We start from the raw sequence: 20,061 nt of genomic DNA, 5'->3' as shown, positions 1-20,061 counted from the left end.
TCTGATGGTAGAGAATGAAAAACTTCTGGCCTACCTGAAGAGAGTGTCGGCCGAGCTGTACGAAACTCGTGAACGTCTGCGCAAATTCGAGATGGGTGAGCTGGAGCCCGTCGCGATCGTCGGGATGAGCTGCCGGCTCCCCGGAGGCGTCGACAGCCCGGAGACCCTGTGGGAGCTGCTGGCCGAAGGCACGGACGCGATTGCCGGGCTGCCGGCGGGCCGTGGCTGGGAAACCGACATCGAACTCGACCCGGACTCGACCATGTGCCGGGGCGGGTTCGTCTACGACGCGGCCGAGTTCGATGCCGGGTTCTTCGGGATCAGCCCGCGTGAGGCGCTGGCGATGGACCCGCAGCAGCGGCTGCTGCTGGAGATCTCGTGGGAAGCGCTGGAGCGGGCCGGGATCGACCCGAAATCACTGCGAGGATCGCCCACAGGGGTGTTCGCCGGAGGCACCAGTTCCGGTTATCCGGCGAGTGCGGCTGCGGGATCCGGTATGTACCAGATGACCGGGACGGCGCCCAGTGTCATTTCCGGGCGGGTCTCGTACACGCTGGGTCTTGAGGGTCCGGCGGTGACGGTGGACACGGCTTGTTCGTCGTCGTTGGTGGCGCTGCATCTGGCCGCTCAGGCGCTCCGCGCGGGAGAGTGTTCGCTGGCGCTGGCCGGCGGGGTGACGGTCATGGCCGTCCCCGCGGCGTTCTCGGAGACCTCCCGTCAGGAAGGGCTGGCCGAGGACGGCCGGTGCAAGGCGTTCTCGGCGGACGCGGACGGGACCGGCTGGGCCGAGGGCGCCGGAATCCTGGTCCTGGAGCGGCTGTCGGACGCGCGCCGGCATGGGCATCGGGTGCTGGCGGTCGTCCGTGGCAGTGCGGTGAATCAGGACGGTGCGTCGAACGGGTTGACCGCTCCGAATGGTCCTTCGCAGCAGCGGGTGATTCGTGCGGCGTTGGCGAGTGCTCGGTTGTCGGTGGCGGATGTGGATGTGGTGGAGGCGCATGGCACCGGGACGGTGCTGGGGGATCCGATCGAGGCGCAGGCGCTGTTGGCGACGTATGGCCAGGATCGGCCGGAGGATCGGCCGCTGTGGCTGGGGTCGGTGAAGTCGAACATCGGTCATGCCCAGGCCGCCGCGGGTGTCGCCGGGATCATGAAGATGGTGCTGGCGCTGCAGAACGGGCTGCTGCCGCCCACGTTGCATGCTGCTGAGCCGTCTGCGCATGTTGATTGGTCGTCCGGTCAGGTCCGGTTGCTGACGGAGGCGGTGCCGTGGCCGGTCGACGGCCGTACCCGGCGGGCCGGGGTGTCGTCGTTCGGGATCAGCGGTACGAACGCGCACGTCATCCTTGAAGAGGCACCGGTGAGCGAGCCGGACTCTGCGCACGACGAGGCTCCCGCCGAGCCGGACACTCTGGAGGAGGAGCGCCGGGACAGCAGCCCGAAAGCTGCCGGGCCGGTGCTGACCGGGGCTCCGGTGTGGTTGGTGTCGGGGCGGAGTCGGGAGGCGTTGCGGGGGCAGGCGGTTCGGTTGGCCGCGCGTCTGGATGCCGGTACGGATCTCCATCCGCTGGATGTGGGGTGGGCTTTGGCGACTTCCCGGTCGACGTTCGAGCATCGGGCGGTGGTGCTGGGCGGGGATCGGGATGAGTTGGTGGCGGGGTTGTCGGCGTTGGCGGCGGGGGAGTCGTCGGCCGGTGTGGTGAGTGCGGAGGCCGGGGCGGTGAGCCCGGTGGTGTTCGTGTTCCCCGGTCAGGGGTCGCAATGGGTCGGTATGGGTCGGGAGCTGGCTGAGACCAGTCCGGTGTTCGCGGCTCGGCTGGCCGAGTGTGGTCGGGCTCTGGCTCCTTACGTGGACTGGTCCCTGGACGAGGTCCTGGCTGGAGCTTCGGGGTTTGACCGGGTGGATGTGGTTCAGCCGGTGTTGTGGGCGGTGATGGTGTCGCTGGCTGCGGTGTGGCAGGCGGCCGGCGTGGAGCCGGGTGCGGTGGTCGGTCACAGTCAGGGGGAGATCGCGGCTGCGGTTGTCGCCGGGATCCTGTCGCTGGAGGACGCCGCCAAGATCGTGGCGCTGCGGAGTCGGGCTCTGACTGCCCTGTCGGGTCGGGGCGGGATGCTCTCGATCGCCGAGTCCGCCGACGAGGTTGAGACCCGGGTGGCCGCCTGGGGCGGCCAGGTGGCGATCGCGGCCGTGAACGGCCCCGGCGCCACAGTGGTTTCGGGGGAGCCCGCCGTACTGAACGAGATCGCCGCCGAGTGCGAACGCGCGGGGGTGCGAACCCGCCTGCTGCCGGTCGACTACGCCTCTCACGGGCCGCAGGTGGAGGGGCTGCGGGAGGAGATCCTGGGGCTGCTGGATGGGGTTACCCCGCAGCCGGGCCGGATCCCGCTGGTATCGGCGATGACGGGTGAGTCTCTCGAAGGCTCGGAGATGAACGCCGACTACTGGTACGCGAGTTTGCGTGGGTCGGTGTGGTTCTCGCGGGCGGTGGAGGCGCTGTATGACGGTGGGCATCGGGTGTTCGTTGAGGTGTCTCCGCATCCGGTTTTGACCGGGGCGATCGGTGCCACGCTCGATCTGCGGTCGCAGGTGGAGGTTGAGGACCCGCCGGTGGTGGTGGGGACGTTGCGTCGTGACGATGGCGGGGCGCTGCGTGTGCTGCGGTCTTTGGCCGAGGTGCATGTCCGGGGTGTGCCGGTTGATTGGCGGGCGGTGTTGACGCCTGGCCGGCGGGTGGATCTGCCGACGTATGCGTTCGTGCGGGAACGGTTCTGGGCGGAGGGGGCATCGGCGGTCCCGTCCGGTGGCCGGGCGGAGGAGCGGTTCTGGGCTGCTGTCGATGACGGTGACGTGGCCGGTCTGGCGGAGACTTTGGCGTTGGAGGGGCGGCGGCTGGAGGGGGTGCTGCCCGCGTTGGCGTCGTGGCGGCGTCGGGAGCGGGATCAGTCGCGGACGGCGGATTGGCGGTACCGGATCTCGTGGGTGCCGATCAATGACCGTCTGTCGGTGGGTGACCGTCGCGCGGCTGTCTTGACCGGGACGTGGCTGGTGGTGACGGGGTCGGCGGGTGCCGGGTCGGCTGCCGTGCGCGTTGAGGCGCTGGCCGGTCATGGAGCGGATGTTGTTTTTGCTGAGGTTGCGTCGGTGGATCGGGGGGTTTTGGCGGCTCGGCTTCGGGAGGTCGTCGGAGGGCGGTCGTTGTCCGGGGTGGTGTCGCTGTTGGCGATGGAGGAGATGTCGCTGGCGGGCAGCCCGGTGGTGTCGACGGGGTTGGTTGCCACGGTGGGGCTGATCCAGGCTCTTGGGGATCTTGAGCTTGCTGCGCCGTTGTGGGTGCTGACGTCGGGTGCGGTCGGACCCGAGCAGGTGCCGGCCGCCTTGGCGCAGGCTCAAGTTTGGGGTTTGGGCCGAGTTGCCGCTCTGGAGCATCCGGACCGGTGGGGCGGTCTGATCGACGTGCCCGAGGTGTTGGACGGCCCGGCGGCGGACCGGCTGTGTGTGGTGCTGGCGGCGGGCGGCGAGGACCAGGTGGCGATCCGGGGCACGGGTGTGCTGGCCCGGCGTCTGGTACGGGCTTCACGGTCGCCGTCTGAGCAGCTGCGGGTTCGGAACGCTTGGGCTCCGGGTGGGAGCGTGTTGGTGACCGGGGGAACCGGGGCGATCGGTGGCCGGCTGGCCCGCTGGGTGGCAGGCCGGGGTGCGAGCCGGGTGGTGTTGTCCGGTCGCTCCGGTCCGGCTGCCAACGGTGTTGGGGCGCTGGCGGCGGAGTTGGCGTTGGCGGGTACGTCGGTGGCGGTGTTGGCCGGCGATGTCGGTGTCCGGGCCGAGGTGGCGGCTCTGGTGGAGTGGATCGGTGCGACCGGGCCTCGGGTGAGTTCGGTGTTCCACGCGGCTGGTGTGGGGGGCGGGGATCCGCTGACCCAGCTGGATGCGGCCGGTCTGACGGCGTCGATGGCGGCCAAGGTCGGTGGCGCTGCGCATCTGGACGGGCTGACGGTGGATCTGGACGCTTTTGTCACGTTCTCTTCTGGGGCGGCGACGTGGGGGAGTTCGCATCTGGGCGGGTACGCGGCCGCCAACGCCTTCTTGGATGCCCTGGTGGAGGATCGGCGTGGGCGTGGGCTGGCCGGCACGTCGGTGGCGTGGGGGCTCTGGGGCGGCGGTGGGATGGCCGAGGGGCGGTCCGGGGAGTTGCTGCAGCGGATGGGGCTGCGGGAGATGGACCCGGAGTTGGCGATCGGTGTGCTGGCGCAGGCTTTGGATCATGGTGAGGGGCCGGTCACGGTCGCCGACATCGACTGGGCCCGGTTCGCGCCGGTGCTGACGGTGCAGCGGCCCAGTCCGCTGATCGGTGATCTGCCCGAAGCCCGGCGAGCCCTGAGCGACCCGACCCCCACCAGCACCGAAGAGCACGAGATCACCGCCGGCACAGAGCTGACGGCTCGGCTGGCCGGCCTGAATCGGGCGGATCAGATCCGGCTGCTCACGGATCTGGTCCGGACCGAGGCGGCCGTCGTCCTGGGCCACTCCTCTCCGGAGGCGCTGGCGGTCGGGCGGGCGTTCAAGGACCTCGGCTTCGACTCGCTGACCGCCGTGGATCTGCGCAACCGGCTGAACGCCGCCACCGGGATGACGTTGCCGGCCACGCTGGTCTTCGACTACCCGACCTCGGCGGCGCTGGCCGGCTTCCTGCGCTCGCGGCTGCTCGGTGACCGTGATGATGCCGTGATCGTCACGGCGACTGCTTCGGACGAGCCGATCGCGATCGTGGGCATCGGCTGTCGTTTCCCCGGTGGGGTGCGTGGTCCGGAGGAGTTCTGGCGGCTGCTCGCAGCCGGGGCGGACGTCGTCTCGGACCTGCCGGCCGACCGGGGCTGGGACATGACAGCCATCCAGGACCCAGCCTCGGCCGAGCCGGGTCAGGCTCCTCGTGGTGGGTTCTTGTATGACGCGGGTGAGTTCGATCCTGGGTTCTTCGGGATCTCGCCGCGTGAGGCGCTCAGCATGGACCCGCAGCAGCGGCTGCTGCTGGAGACGTCGTGGGAGGCGCTGGAGCGGGCGGGCATCGACCCTGGGCTGTTGCGCGGGTCGGCGACCGGGGTGTTCGTCGGGGCTTCCTGGTCCGGGTACGGCCTCGACCGGCAGCAGGAGGTGGGCGGCGACAAGGCACACCTGTTCACTGGCATGTCGAGCAGTGTGTTGTCGGGGCGGATGTCGTACGTGCTGGGTCTGGAAGGCCCGGCGGTGTCGGTGGACACGGCCTGCTCGTCGTCACTGGTGGCGCTGCACCTGGCCGGGCAGGCACTGCGGTCGGGAGAGTGCACCCTGGCCCTGGCCGGCGGCGCGTTCGTCGCCGCCACCCCCGTGATGTTCACCGATTTCAATTCACAGCTCGGGCTGGCGCGCGACGGTCGCTGCAAGGCCTTCGGAGCGGGAGCCGACGGCATGGGGATCGCCGAGGGTACGGGCGTCCTCGTACTAGAACGGCTTTCCGACGCTCGCCGCAACGGGCATCCGGTTCTCGCGGTCGTCCGTGGCAGTGCGGTGAACCAGGACGGCGCGTCGAACGGGCTGATGGCGCCGAACGGTCCGTCGCAGCAGCGGGTGATCCGCTCCGCGCTGGCGAGTGCTCGGTTGTCGGCGGCGGATGTCGATGTGGTGGAGGCGCACGGCACTGGGACGGTGCTGGGCGACCCGATCGAGGCGCAGGCGTTGCTGGCGACGTATGGGCAGGATCGGCCTGAGGGTCGGCCGTTGTGGCTGGGGTCGGTGAAGTCGAACATCGGGCACACGCAGGCGGCGGCTGGGATGGCCGCTGTCATCAAGATGGTGCTGGCTCTGCGGCATCAGGAGTTGCCGCGAACCCTGCACGTGGACGAGCCCTCGCCGCACATCGACTGGTCCTCGGGTCAGGTACGGCTGCTGAACGAGCCCGTCGCCTGGCCGGTGAGCGACCGCCCCCGCCGGGCCGGCGTGTCGGCCTTCGGGGGCAGCGGCACCAACGTCCACACCATCCTCGAAGAAGCCCCCGACCCGGACACCAGCGACACGACCGGCACGGCCGCCCCGGACGACACCGCCGCGAGGGTGTTGACCGGTGGCACCACGGCCTGGCTGCTCTCGGCCCGCAGCGCCGCCGGCCTGGCCGCCCAGGCCCAGCGGCTGGGTGACTTCACCTCAGCCGATGAGTCTCCGGACCCGAGGGACGTGGGCTGGTCCCTGGCCACCACCCGATCGGCGTTCGAGTATCGCGCGGTCCTGCTCGGCCAGGATCGGAACGAGCTGACCGCGAGACTGGCCGCGATCGCCGCCGGCGAACCGGCCGACGGCGTGATCAGCGGCATGGTTCCGGCCGACGGGGACGCCGGCCGGGTGGTGTTCGTGTTCCCGGGTCAGGGGTCGCAGTGGGTCGGGATGGGTCGGGAGCTGGCTGAGAGCAGCCCGGTGTTCGCGGCTCGGCTGGCTGAGTGTGGTCGGGCGTTGGCTCCTTATGTGGACTGGTCGTTGGACGATGTCCTGGCTGGTGCTTCGGGGCTTGACCGGGTGGATGTGGTTCAGCCGGTGTTGTGGGCGGTGATGGTGTCGCTGGCTGCGGTGTGGCAGGCGGCTGGGGTGGAGCCGGATGCGGTGGTGGGGCATTCGCAGGGGGAGATCGCCGCTGCGGTGGTCGCCGGGATCCTGTCGTTGGAGGACGCCGCGAAGATCGTGGCGCTGCGTAGTCGGGCGTTGACCGCTCTGTCTGGCCGGGGCGGGATGCTGTCGATCGCGGAGTCGGCGGATGCGGTCGAGGTCCGGGTGGCTCCTTGGGTTGATCGGGTGTCGGTCGCGGCGGTGAACGGTCCTGGCGCGACGGTGGTGTCGGGTGAGGTCGATGCGCTGGCGGAGGTGCTGGCCGGGTGTGAGCGCGATGGTGTCCGGGCGCGGATGTTGCCGGTGGATTATGCCTCGCATGGCCCGCAGGTGGACTCGTTGCGGGAGGAGATCTTGAGGCTGCTGGACGGGGTCGCTCCGCAGGCGGGCCGGATTCCGATGGTGTCGGCGATGACCGGTGAGTTCCTCGAAGGTCCCGAGTTGGACGCCGGCTACTGGTACGCGAGCCTGCGGGCGACCGTCCAGTTCTCCCGGGCGGTGGAAGCGCTGGGCGAGTACGGGGTGTTCATCGAGACCTCCGCACACCCGGTACTGACAGCGGCGATCACCGACGCGCATGATGCGTCCCCGGTGGTGTCGGGGACGTTGCGGCGGGACGACGGAGGCCCCGCGCGGTTGCTGGCTTCCCTGGCCGAGGTGCATGTGCACGGCGTTCCGGTGGACTGGGCGGCAGTGCTGCCGATGGGCGAACAGGTCGAGTTGCCGACCTACGCCTTCCAGCGGCAACGGTACTGGCCCGAGGCCGCGGCCGGCGCCGCCGACGTCGCCTCCGCCGGTCTGGGATCGGTCGGGCATCCGCTGCTCGGCGCCGTGGTCGAGCTGGCTGACGGTGACGCCCTCGTGTTCACCGGGCGGCTGTCGCTGACGACCCAGCCCTGGCTCGCCGATCACGAGATGGACGGGACGGTCTTCTTCCCCGGAAGCGGGTTCGCCGAGCTCGCCATGGTGGCCGGATCACGGCTGGGATGCACCCGGATCGACGAGCTGACCATGGCCGCGCCCCTGGTGCTGCCCGCTACCGATGCCGTCCAGGTCCAGGTCACCGTGGGTGCCCCGGACGATGACGGCCTGCGGGAGATCGAGATCTTCGCCCGTCCGGTGGACGCCGGTGTCCCGTGGATCCGGCACGCCACCGGGCGGGTCGCTCCGGCCCGGCCGCCCGCCGGTTTCGCCGAGAGTGAGTTCACCGTCTGGCCCCCGGCCGGCGCCGTGGTCGTGCCGGTGGACGGCGTACACCAGGAGCTGGCGGCGGCCGCTGGGGTCGGGCCCGCGTTCCAAGGTTTACGGGCGGCCTGGCGGCGCGCCGGCGAGGTCTTCGCCGAGGTCGTTCTGCCGGAGGGCATCGCCGGCAACGCCGGTGATTTCGGCCTTCACCCGGCCCTGCTGGACGCCACTCTGCACGCCGTCTGGCTGGCCGAGCCGGCCGCCGACGCGGGTGGCGCGCGGATGCCGTTCGCCTGGTCCGGGGTGTCGTTGTACGCGGTCGGCGCGTCGGTGCTGAGGGCCCGGGTGCGGCAGTCGGCGACCGGCGCGTTGTCGCTGGTCGCGGCCGACCCGACGGGGAATCCGGTCGTTTCGGTCGAATCGCTGGTGCTACGACCCGTGGCGGCCCCGGCGGCTGGAGGCGCGCTGAGGGAGGCCCTGTTCAGCATCGAATGGATTCCCGTTCCGGTGCGGGAGTCCGCCCCGAGCGGTCACTGGGCGGTCATCGGGCCCGACGGGCTGAGACTGACCGAGCGTCTGGGAGTAACCGGCGTCGCGGTGAGCGCCTACACCGATCTGGCCGCGCTGTCGGCGGAGATCGAGGCGGGTGGCACGGTGCCGGAGGTGGTGCTGGCCGGTGTCGGCACGGCGGCTCACGGCCAGGTGGTGCGGGCCGGTGCCGGTGCGGCGGCTCACGGCAGGGAAGACGTGGATGAGGGTGTGGCCGCCCGGCGAGTGACCGGTGAGGCGCTGGGGCTGGCGCAGCGATGGCTGGCGCTGGAGCTGCCGGCGCGCCTGGTCGTCGTCACCCAGGGGGCGGTCGCGACCGTACCCGGCGAGACTGTGGCCGATCTGGGCGCCGCGGCGGCCTGGGGGCTGCTCCGCTCAGCGCAGTCGGAGAACCCCGGCCGGCTGGTCCTGGCAGACCTGCCCGCTCAGGACGACATCGGTGCGGCCCCGGATGCGGTCGGGGTGCTGGTCGCCGCGCTGGACGCCGCGGAGCCGGAGCTCGCCGTTCGCGGCGGCAGCGGCTACGGCCGGCGGCTGGCCCGCCCGTCCGTCGCCGCCACACCGGCCGGCACCATGAACGATGATCAGGCGCCGTCCCCCCGCGTTCCCGGCGCGGTCCTGGTCACCGGTGGCACCGGGAAGCTGGCCGGTCTCACCGCCAGGCACCTGGCCGCCGGCGGCCGGGCCGGTCAGCTGATCCTGGTCAGCCGCTCCGGGCCGGCCGCCGCTGGAGTCGGGGCCCTGGCCGCCGGCATCGCGGCCGCCGGGGCCGGCGTGCTGGTCGCCGCGTGCGACGTCGGGGACCGGGCCGCCGTGACCGGGCTGCTGGCCGGTCTTCCGGCCGGAACCACTCTGTCCGGCGTCGTCCACACCGCCGGAGTCGTCGACGACGGCATCATCGGCTCACTCACTCCCGACCGGGTCGACGCCGTGATGCGGCCCAAGACCGACGCGGCGTGGACCCTCCACGAGCTGACCCTGGGTCTCGATCTGGACCTGTTCGTCCTGTTCTCCTCGGCCGCGGCCACGTTCGGCGGGCCAGGCCAGGGCAACTACGCGGCGGGCAACGCCTTCCTCGACGCGCTGGCCGCCCGCCGCCGCGCCGCCGGCCTGCCCGCCGTCTCCCTGGCCTGGGGAGCTTGGATGGCCAGCGAGGGAATCGGCCGGAACCTGAGCAAGGGCCTGCTCGACCGGATCACCGGCAGCGGCGCCGCCGAATTGTCCGCCGACGAGGGCCTCACCCTGCTCGATCTTGCCCTCGCCCGGGACGAGGCCGTGCTGCTGCCGGTCCGGTTCGACGTCGCCGGGATGCGCGCCCAGGCCGCCCGTGGCGCCGAGATCCCCGCCCTTCTGAGAGGGCTGGCCGGGCCGGCTCGACTGACCACGGCCTCAGCCGCGAACCAGGGAGCGCTGGCGGACACCCTACGCCGGAGACTGGCCGGCGTGTCTGCGGCCGAACGCGATCGGGTGCTGACGGATCTGGTGCGTACGCACGTCGCCGCCGTCCTGGGGCATACGTCGTCCGGCGCGGTCGAGCTGAGCCGGGCCTTCACCGACCTCGGGTTCGACTCGCTGACCGCCGTGGACCTGCGTAACCGGCTGAGCGCCGCGACCGGGTTGCGGCTGCCGGCCACGCTGGTGTTCGACTATCCGACCGCCACGGTCCTGGCCGGTCACCTCGCCTCGGAGCTGCTCGGCGTCCTGAGCCCGGACGGGCCGGCGCCCATCACCGCCCCGATCGAGCCCGGTGAACCCATCGCGATCGTGAGCATGAGCTGCCGGTTCCCCGGCGACGTCCGTGACCCGGAATCGTTGTGGGACCTGCTGGCCGCCGGCGGCGACGCGGTGACGGAGCTGCCCCTGGACCGGGGCTGGGACATAGACGGCCTGTACGACCCGAACCCCGACAAGGCCGGCACCTTCTACGCCAGGTCCGGCGGATTCGTACACGACGCGGCCGAGTTCGACCCGGGGTTCTTCGGGATCAGTCCGCGTGAGGCGCTCAGCATGGACCCGCAGCAGCGGCTGCTGCTGGAGATCTCGTGGGAAGCGCTGGAACGGGCCGGGATCGACCCGATGAGCCTGCGGGGATCGCAGACCGGGGTCTTCGCCGGTGGGGCGGCCTTGGGGTACGGACTCTTCGCCTCGACGGGCTCCGAAGGCCACCTGCTGACCGGGGGCTCGACCAGCGTCCTGTCCGGACGCGTCTCCTACACGCTGGGCCTGGAGGGACCGGCGGTCACCGTCGATACGGCTTGCTCGTCGGCGTTGGTGGCCATGCATCTGGCCGCGTCCGCGTTGCGGGCGGGGGAGTGTTCGCTGGCGCTGGCCGGTGGTGTCACGATCATGGCGACGCCGGGGGCGTTGGTCGGGTTCTCCCGGCAGCGTGGCCTGGCCCAGGACGGCCGCTGCAAGGCGTTCTCGGCCTCGGCCGACGGTATCGGCATGGCCGAGGGCGCCGGGATGATCCTGCTGGAGCGGCTGTCGGACGCCCGCCGCAACGGGCACCCGGTGCTGGCCGTGATGCGGGGCAGTGCGGTGAACCAGGACGGCGCCTCGAACGGGCTGACCGCGCCGAACGGTCCGTCGCAGCAGCGGGTGATCCGGGCGGCGCTGGCCAACGCGCGGTTGTCGGCCGTGGATGTCGACGTGGTGGAGGCGCACGGCACCGGTACGACGCTGGGCGACCCGATCGAGGCGCAGGCGTTGCTGGCGACGTACGGGCAGGACCGTCCTGAAGGTCGGCCGCTGTGGCTCGGGTCGGTGAAGTCCAACCTCGGCCACACCCAGAGCGCAGCCGGCGCCGCCGGCGTGATGAAGATGGTGCTGGCCCTGCAGCATCAGGAACTCCCCCGCAGCCTGTACGCCGAGGAGCCGGCGGAGAACATCGACTGGGCGGCCGGAGACATCGAGCTCCTGGCCGAGCCGAAGCCGTGGCCGGTCGACGGCCGTCCCCGGCGGGCCGGGGTGTCGTCGTTCGGGATCAGCGGCACCAACGCCCACGTCATCATCGAAGAAGCCCCCGCAGCCGTCGAACCTCCCGCCATCGAGAGTCCGCGTCTGCCGGTGTTGTCGGGGTCGGTGGTGGCGTGGTTGGTGTCGGCGCGGTCGGGTGCTGGGTTGGGGGCGCAGGCTGGTCGGTTGGGTGAGTTCGTGGGGGCTCGTCCGGGGTTGGGTGTTGGGGATGTGGCGTGGTCGCTGATCAGGAGTCGGTCGGTGTTCGAGCATCGGGCGGTGGTGGTCGGTGGGGATCGGCGGGGGTTGCTGTCGGGGTTGTCGGCGGTGGCGGTTGGTCGGCCGGTGGCTGGTGTGGTGTCGGGGGTGGTTCCGGCTGGTGGTGGCGGTGGCCGGGTGGTGTTCGTGTTCCCGGGTCAGGGGTCGCAGTGGGTCGGGATGGGGCGTGAACTCGCTTCTTCCTCGCCGGTGTTCGCGGCTCGGCTGGTGGAGTGCGGGCAGGCTCTGGCTCCTTATGTGGACTGGTCGTTGGACGATGTCCTGGCTGGTGCTTCGGGGCTTGACCGGGTGGATGTCGTGCAGCCGGTGTTGTGGGCGGTGATGGTGTCGCTGGCTGCGGTGTGGCAGGCGGCTGGGGTGGAGCCGGATGCGGTGGTGGGGCATTCGCAGGGGGAGATTGCCGCTGCGGTGGTCGCCGGGATCTTGTCGCTGGAGGACGCCGCGAAGATCGTGGCGCTGCGCAGCCAGGCGTTGATCGCCCTGTCGGGCCGGGGCGGGATGTTGTCGATCGCGGAGTCGGCGGATGCTGTCGAGGCTCGGGTGGCGTCGTTGGACGGGCGTGCCTCGGTGGCTGCGGTCAATGGGCCGGATGCCACGGTCGTTTCCGGTGATCCGGAGGCGTTGGCGGAGGTGCTGGCCGGGTGTGAGCGCGATGGTGTCCGGGCGCGGATGTTGCCGGTGGATTACGCCTCGCATGGCCCGCAGGTGGATGCGTTGCGTGAGGAGATCCTCAGTCTGTTGGACGGGGTCACTCCGCAGGCCGGCCGGATTCCGATGGTGTCGGCGATGACCGGTGAGTTCCTCGAAGGTCCCGAGTTGGACGCCGGCTATTGGTACGCCAGCCTGCGAGCGACCGTCCAGTTCTCCCGGGCGGTGGAAGCGCTGGGCGACTACGAGGTGTTCATCGAGACCTCCGCCCACCCGGTGCTCGTCACCGCCATCGGCGCCACCCTCGAGAACACCCGAACCGATGACTCCACGGAACCCGGCACCGAACGGGCCCGAGCTCTGCGCCGGCCCCCGGTACTGACCGGAACCCTGCGTCGCGACGACGGCGGTGCGGACCGGCTGCTGGCCTCGCTGGCCGAGGTGCACGTCCACGGCGTCCCGGTCGACTGGGCCGCCGTCCTGCCCACCGGCGCGCGGGTCGATCTCCCCACGTACGTCTTCCAGCGCCAGAGACTGTGGCTCGCGGCGGCGAAGGCGCCCCAGGCTGGCAGCCTCGCCGAGGCCCGGTTCTGGGCCGCCGTCGAGGACGGCGATCTGGCCGGGCTCACCGGCACGCTCGCCGTCGGCGCGGACAAGCCGTTCCGCGAGGTCCTGCCCGCGCTGGCGTCCTGGCGGCAGCGCGAACGCGGCGAAACGGTCACCGCCGGTTGGCGGTACCGGGCCTCCTGGCCGGCCCTGCCCGACCCGCAGTCGACGCCCCTGACCGGGACCTGGCTGTTCGTCGCCACCCCAGCCCAGCGGGATCTGGCCGACAGGTGCGTACGGGCCCTCGACACGGCCGGCGCCGAGGTCGTACGCATCGAGATCGCACCCGGCGAGACAGGCAGGCAGGCGCTGGCGGACCGGCTGGATCCGGACCCGGCGGCGGAGCGGCTGGATGCCGACCTGATGGCGGCGGGGCGGCTCGAGCCGGATTCGGCGGTGGCGGGTGTGGTCTCGCTCCTCGCGCTGGACGAGACGCCGCTGCCCGACGCGCCGGGGGTCACGGCCGGTCTGGCCGGGACGCTCGCACTGCTTCAGGCCCTCGGCGACCGCGAGATCGAGGCGCCGCTGTGGGTCCTGACCCAGGGCGCCGTCGCCGCCGAACCGGGCGAGCCGCTCACCGCGCCCGGACAGTCGCCTGTGTGGGGCCTCGGCCGGGTCGCGGCCCTGGAACATTCCGGCCGCTGGGGTGGGCTGATCGATCTGCCTCCGGAGCCGGCCGAGCAGGCCATGGACCGGCTGGTCCGGCTCCTGGCCGACGGCGGCGGTGAGGATCAGGTCGCGATCCGCGGTGGCGGGATCCGGGGCCGGCGCCTGGTCCGGGCGCCCCGGCCCAGCGCGGCCGAACGCTGGACGCCGCCGGGAACGGTTCTGGTGACCGGCGGGACCGGAGCCATCGGCGGACGGGTCGGCGGCTGGCTGGCCGAGCGTGGCGCACCCCGGATCGTCCTGTCCAGCCGCTCCGGGCCGGCCGCCACCGGTACCGCCACGCTCGCCGCCCGGCTGGCCGAAGCCGGGAGCGCCGTCCAGGTGGTCGCCTGCGACACCGCCCGGCGGGGACCGGCCGCCGGGCTGCTCGACACGATCGATCGGTCCGGGCCGGCGCTGACCGCCGTCTTCCACGCCGCCGGGACCGGCCAGGTCACCCCGCTGGACGACCTCACCGTCGCCGGCCTCGCCGAGGTCGCCGAGGCCAAGGTCGCCGGGGCGGTGAACCTGGACGAGCTCACGGCCGGCCGGGAGCTGACCGCCTTCGTGACGTTCTCGTCCGGCGCCGCCGTCTGGGGCAGCGGCATGCAGGCCGGGTACGCCGCGGCCAACGCGTTCCTGGACGGCCTGGCCGAGCACCGCCGAGGCCGGGGACTGGCGGCGACGTCGGTCTCCTGGGGGCTGTGGGGCGGCGGCGGCATGGGCCAGGGTGAGGGCGGTGACCGGCTGCAGCGGCTGGGCCTGCGGGAGATGGACCCGGACCTGGCGATCGAGACGCTGGCCGGAATCCTCGACGGCCCGGCCGGCGAGACGGGAACGGTGACGGTCGCGGACCTGGACTGGGCCCGGTTCGCGCCGGTGTTCACCCTGCACCGCCCGAGCGCGCTGATCGGCGACCTGCCCGAGGTCCGGCAGGCTCTGTCGCCGGGCGCGTCCGGCCCCGGCGGCGAGGACGACGGACCCGGCGAAGGCGCACTTGGTCAGCAGTTGCACGGCTTGTCCCGGGTCGAGCAGGAGCGAATACTGACAGACCTGGTCCGGGCCGAGGCCGCCGCCGTCCTCGGGCACCCCTCGGTGAACGAGGTGGAGGCCGACCGGGCCTTCAAGGACCTCGGTTTCGACTCACTCACCGCCGTGGAGCTGCGTAACAGGCTGAACAGAGCCACCGGGATGAGATTCCCGGCCACCCTGGTCTTCGACTACCCGACGCCGGAGGTTCTGGCCGGTCACGTACGGACCGCGATGAACCTGGGCGGGGAGACCGACTCGCCGTCGATCATCACCGAGATCGAGCGGCTGCAGTCGGCTCTCTCCGGCGTCACCGCCGACTTCGACAAGCGCGACGACGTCACCAAGCTTCTGCGCGGAATGCTGTCGAACTGGATCGACACACACAGCGCGGAAAAGCCCGCGAGCACCGACATCGAATTCCGATCAGCCACGCCCGACGAGGTATTCAGCTTCCTGGATCAGGAACTCGGGCTACCCGCGATCGACGCCGCAGACTAATCGACCCGCTCATTCTGGGAGTCCGTCATGGATAGCCAAGAAAAACTCTTTGAGTACCTCAAAAAGGCGTCGGCCGAACTTCAGGAAACCCGTAAGCGGCTGCACCGGATGGAGGCGGCCGAGCAGGAACCGATCGCCATCGTGAGCCTGGGCTGCCGATACCCTGGCGGCGTCCGTGACCCGGAGAGTTTCTGGGACCTGGTGGTGTCCGGTACGGATGCCATCGCCGGATTCCCGACCGACCGAGGCTGGGAAGCACTCCGGCGCGGCAACGCGGACAGCGCGAGCGCCTTCGCGCACCAGGGCGGGTTCGTCTATGACGCCGCGGACTTCGACGCCGGGTTCTTCGGGATCAGCCCGCGCGAGGCGCTGGCGATGGACCCCCAGCAGCGGCTGCTGCTGGAAGTGGCGTGGGAGTCACTGGAGCGGGCCCGGATCGAGCCGCGGTCGCTGCGAGGCTCCTCGACCGGTGTGTTCGTCGGCGCCGGATTCGCCGGGTACGGCGAGGGCCTGGTCGAAGCCGACGCCGGCTCGGAGGGATACCTGCTGACCGGGAGCCAGACCGCGATGATCTCCGGTCGGGTGGCGTACACCCTGGGTCTGGAGGGTCCGGCGCTCACCGTGGACACGGCCTGCTCGTCGTCGCTGGTCGCCCTGCACCTGGCCGCTCAGGCGCTGCGCTCGGGAGACTGCTCCCTGGCGCTGGCCGGCGGCGTCGTCGTGATGATCACGCCGGGGGCGTTCGCGGAGTTCTCCCGGCAGCAGGGGATGGCCGCGGACGGGCGCAGCAAGGCCTTCGCCGGCGCGGCGGACGGCATGGGCTGGGGCGAGGGCGCCGGACTGCTCGTCCTGGAACGGCTTTCGGACGCTCGCCGTAACGGCCATCCCGTGCTGGCACTGATCGCCGGCACGGCCGCGAACCAGGACGGCGCCAGCAACGGGCTGACTGCGCCGAACGGGCCTTCGCAGCAGCGCGTCATCCGCGAGGCCCTGACCAACGCCCGGGTCCGGGCCGACCAGGTGGACGTGGTGGAGGGGCACGGCACCGGCACGGTCCTGGGCGACCCGATCGAGGCGCAGGCGATCCTGGCCACCTACGGTCAGAACCGGCCGGAGGGTCGTCCGCTGTGGCTGGGATCGGTGAAGTCGAACATCGGGCACACCCAGGCGGCGGGCGGGGTGGCCGGGATCATCAAGATGGTGCTGGCGCTCCAGCACGACCTGATGCCGCCCACCCTGCACGTCGACGTGCCTTCGCCGCAGGTCGACTGGTCGGTGGGCGACGTCCGGCTGCTGACGGAGGCGGTGCCGTGGCCCGCCGACGGGCAGCCCCGCCGGGCCGGCGTCTCGGCGTTCGGAGCCAGCGGCACCAACGTGCACGTCATCGTTCAGGAAGCTCCTGCGGCGGGTGACACCGACGGCGACCCCGCCGACACCCCTCAGTCCGCGCCTGCCGTGACCCCGGCGGTGCTGTCCGAGGGGACGGCCTGGCTGGTGTCGGCGCGAACCGCGGACGGGCTGCGGGCCCAGGCCGAACGGCTGGCCGATTTCGCCCGGAACCGGGTGAATCTGGATCTGACCGACATCGGGTGGTCGCTGGCGACGACCCGATCGGTGTTCGAGCACCGGGCCGTGGTCCGGGGCGAGAACCGGGACGAGCTGCTGTCGGGACTGGCCGCGCTGGCCACCGACCTGCCCGCCGCCGGCGTTGTGAGCGGCGTGGTTCCTCCCGGTCGCGGGCGGGACCGGGTCGTCTTCGTCTTCCCTGGTCAGGGGTCGCAGTGGGTGGGGATGGGTCGGGAGTTGGCCGAGGTCAGTCCGGTTTTCGCGGCTCGGTTGGCTGAGTGTGGGCAAGCTTTGGCTCCTTATGTGGACTGGTCGTTGGATGACGCCCTGGCCGGGGCTCTTGGGTTTGACCGGGTGGATGTGGTTCAGCCGGTGTTGTGGGCGGTGATGGTGTCGCTGGCTGCGGTGTGGCAGGCGGCCGGTGTGGAGCCGGATGCGGTGGTCGGTCACAGCCAGGGGGAGATCGCGGCTGCGGTGGTGGCGGGGATCTTGTCGTTGGAGGATGCCGCGAAGGTGGTGGCGCTGCGCAGTCAGGCGTTGACCGCTCTGTCGGGCCGGGGCGGGATGCTGTCGATCGCCGAGTCTGCGGATGCGGTCGAGGTCCGGGTGGCGCCTTGGGCTGATCGGGTGTCGGTCGCGGCGGTGAACGGTCCTGGCGCGACGGTGGTCTCGGGTGACCTGGAGGCGCTGGCGGAGGTGCTGGCCGGGTGTGAGCGGGATGGTGTCCGGGCGCGGATGCTGCCGGTGGATTACGCCTCGCATGGTCCGCAGGTGGATGCGTTGCGTGAAGAGATCCTGAGTCTGCTGGCCGGGGTCACTCCGCAGGCGGGCCGGATTCCGATGGTGTCGGCGATGACCGGCGAGACGCTGGCCGGTCCGGAGCTCGGGGCAGAGTACTGGTACGCGAGCCTGCGGGCGACCGTCCAGTTCGCCCGGGCGATCGAAGCGCTGAGCGAGTACCGGGTGTTCATCGAGACCTCCGCGCATCCGGTGCTGACCACGTCGATCACCGCCACCCTGGAGAGCCTCGCCGGACGCGAGGACACCGACGGCCTGTCCGGCCCGGCGCCGGTGGTCACCGGGACACTACGCCGGGACGACGGCGGTCCGGCCCGGATCCTGACCTCGCTGGCCGAGGCGCACGTCCACGGCGTCGGTGTCGACTGGTCGGCGGTGCTGCCCGCCGGGCAGCGGGTCGAGCTGCCGACGTACGCGTTCCAGCGTCAGCACTTCTGGCCGAGCCCGGTCCCGGCCACGCGCGACACGCCGGGCGAGAACGACTCGGCGGCGCAGGTCCGGTTCTGGGCCGCCGTCGAGAACGGCGACGTGGACGTCCTGGCCGACACCCTCGCGGTGGACGAACAGCGCCTCAACGACGTCGTCCCGGCCCTGGCGTCCTGGCGGCGCCGGGAGCGCGACGACTCGGCGACGGCCGGCTGGCGCTACCAGGTCTCCTGGGTGCCGGTGCCCGAAGAGGCGTCGGCCGCCCTCCATGGGGCCTGGCTCGTCGTCGTCCCGGCCGGCGGAACCGAGCGAGAGCCGCACGCCACCTGCGTGCGGGCCCTCACCGCTCGCGGCGCGGACGTCGTACTCGCCGAGGTGCGTTCGAGTGAGTACGACCAGGCGTCGCTGGCCACTCTGATCATGGACGCCCTCGGCCGGGCGGACGGCACGAGCGAGACGTCCGTGGCGGGGGTCGTGTCGCTGCTGGCACTGGACGAGACACCGCTGCCCGGCCGGCCTTCGGTGGCCGCCGGCGTGGCCGGCACGCTGGGCGTGGTCCAGGCGCTCGGCCAGGCCGCGATCACCGCGCCGCTGTGGGTACTGACGTCCGGGGCGGTGGCCACCGCTCCCGGCGAGCCGCTGACCAGCCCGACCCAGGCGCAGGTCTGGGGCCTGGGCCGGGTCGCGGGCCTGGAGCACCCGGATCGCTGGGGCGGCCTGATCGACCTGCCGCCCACGCCCGACGCGCGGGCCGCCAAGCGCCTCGGCGCCGTGCTGGCCGGATGCGGTGAGGACCAGGTGGCCATCCGCCCGGCCGGAGTCGTGGGCCGCCGGCTGGTCAGGAGCGGGCCGTCCCGCAGCACCGGCCTGTGGAAACCGCGCGGCACCGTACTCGTGACCGGGGCGAGCGGCGAGATCGGCCCCGAGCTGGCCCGCTGGCTCGCCGACGCGGGCGCCCCGCACCTGACGCTGGTCAGCCGGAGCGGGCCGATGGTCCCCGGGGCGGCCGCCGTGGCCGCGGCCCTGGCCACCGCCGGAACCGCCATCAGCCTGGCGACCTGCGACGTCACCGACCGCGATGCCGTCGCCGGCCTGCTGACCTGGATCGACCGCATCGGACCGGCGCTGTCGACGGTGATCCACGGGGCCATGGCGGTGGAGCTCCTGACCCTGTCCGACACCGGCGTGGACCAGCTGGCACTGACCCTGGGCGCGAAGGTCACCGGAGCCACGCACCTGGACGAGCTGACCGCTGATCTGGACCTGGACGCCTTCGTGCTGTTCTCGTCGATCGCGGCCATCTGGGGCGTCAGCGAGCACGGCGCGTACGCGGCGGCGAACGCCCACCTGGACGCGCTGGCGGAGAACCGCCGCGCCCGGGGTCTGCCGGCGACATCGGTGGCCTGGGGAGTCTGGGACACCGGGCAGGATTCCGACCCGGCCGACCGCGCGCTGAGCGTGATCCCGGAACGGCTGCGGCGTCAGGGCCTGCGGCTGCTGGACCCGGGCCGGGCACTGTCGGCCCTGGGCCAGGTGCTCGCCGACGACGAGACCGTGCTGTCGGTGGCGGATGTGGACTGGCCACGGTTCTCGGCCGTGTTCAACGCCATGCGGGCCTGGCCGCTGCTGGACGAGATCCCCGAAGCGCGGCAGGCCGAGGCCGGCCCGGCCGGCGCCGCGGTGGTGACCTCGGGCGAGGCCGCGGAGCTACTGGGCCGCCTGGTGGGCGCTACGCCCGGGCGGCGGGAACGCATCGTGACGGAACTGGTCCGCGCGCACGCGGCGGCCGTGCTCGGACACGCCTCCCCCGACGCGGTCGAGTCAGGCCGGGCGTTCCGGGAGATGGGGTTCGACTCGCTGACCGCGGTGGAACTGCGCAGCCGGCTGAACCAGGCCACCGGGCTGCACCTGCCCTCGACAGTGGTGTTCGACCACCCGTCCCCGCTGGTGCTGGGGCGGCAGATTCTCACCCAGCTGCTGGGCGACCAGCAGCTGAGCCCTGCTCAGCGGATGCTCGGCGTGGCCGGGCGGGCGCCGGTCACGGGGGATCCGGTGGTGATCGTCGGGATGGGCTGCCGGTTCCCCGGTGGGGTGGACAGCCCGGAAGCGCTGTGGGAGTTGCTGGCGAGCGGTGGGGACGCCATTGGTGGGTTCCCTGCTGATCGGGGTTGGGATCTCGCTGGTCTTGTGGATGCGGTGCCGGGTTCGCTGCTGACTTCGGTTACCCGTGAGGGTGGGTTTGTGGC

General features: G+C 72.0%; 2 protein-coding genes. Both read left to right on the top strand.

What is annotated here, in order from left to right; genetic code table 11:
- The first annotated feature begins 4 nt into the window (after positions 1 to 4).
- Positions 5 to 15,025 (top strand): type I polyketide synthase, encoded by a 15,021-nt coding sequence (locus ACIBQX_RS07100; RefSeq protein ID WP_397001581.1) that lies wholly within the window; start codon positions 5 to 7, stop codon positions 15,023 to 15,025.
- A 27-nt stretch (positions 15,026 to 15,052) separates the two neighbouring features.
- Positions 15,053 to 20,061: type I polyketide synthase (locus ACIBQX_RS07095; RefSeq protein ID WP_397001579.1), on the top strand; the 5,009-nt coding region annotated here is incomplete at its 3' end.

Origin of the sequence: Nonomuraea sp. NPDC049714, assembly GCF_044465295.1 — a bacterium.
GTDB lineage: Bacteria > Actinomycetota > Actinomycetes > Streptosporangiales > Streptosporangiaceae > Nonomuraea.
This window is presented reverse-complemented; position numbering and strand designations above follow the sequence as displayed.

Bases quoted from the DNA above. Each gene is read 5' to 3' on its own strand.
- ACIBQX_RS07100 (WP_397001581.1), top strand. From the start codon at position 5: ATGGTAGAGAATGAAAAACTTCTGGCCTACCTGAAGAGAGTGTCGGCC.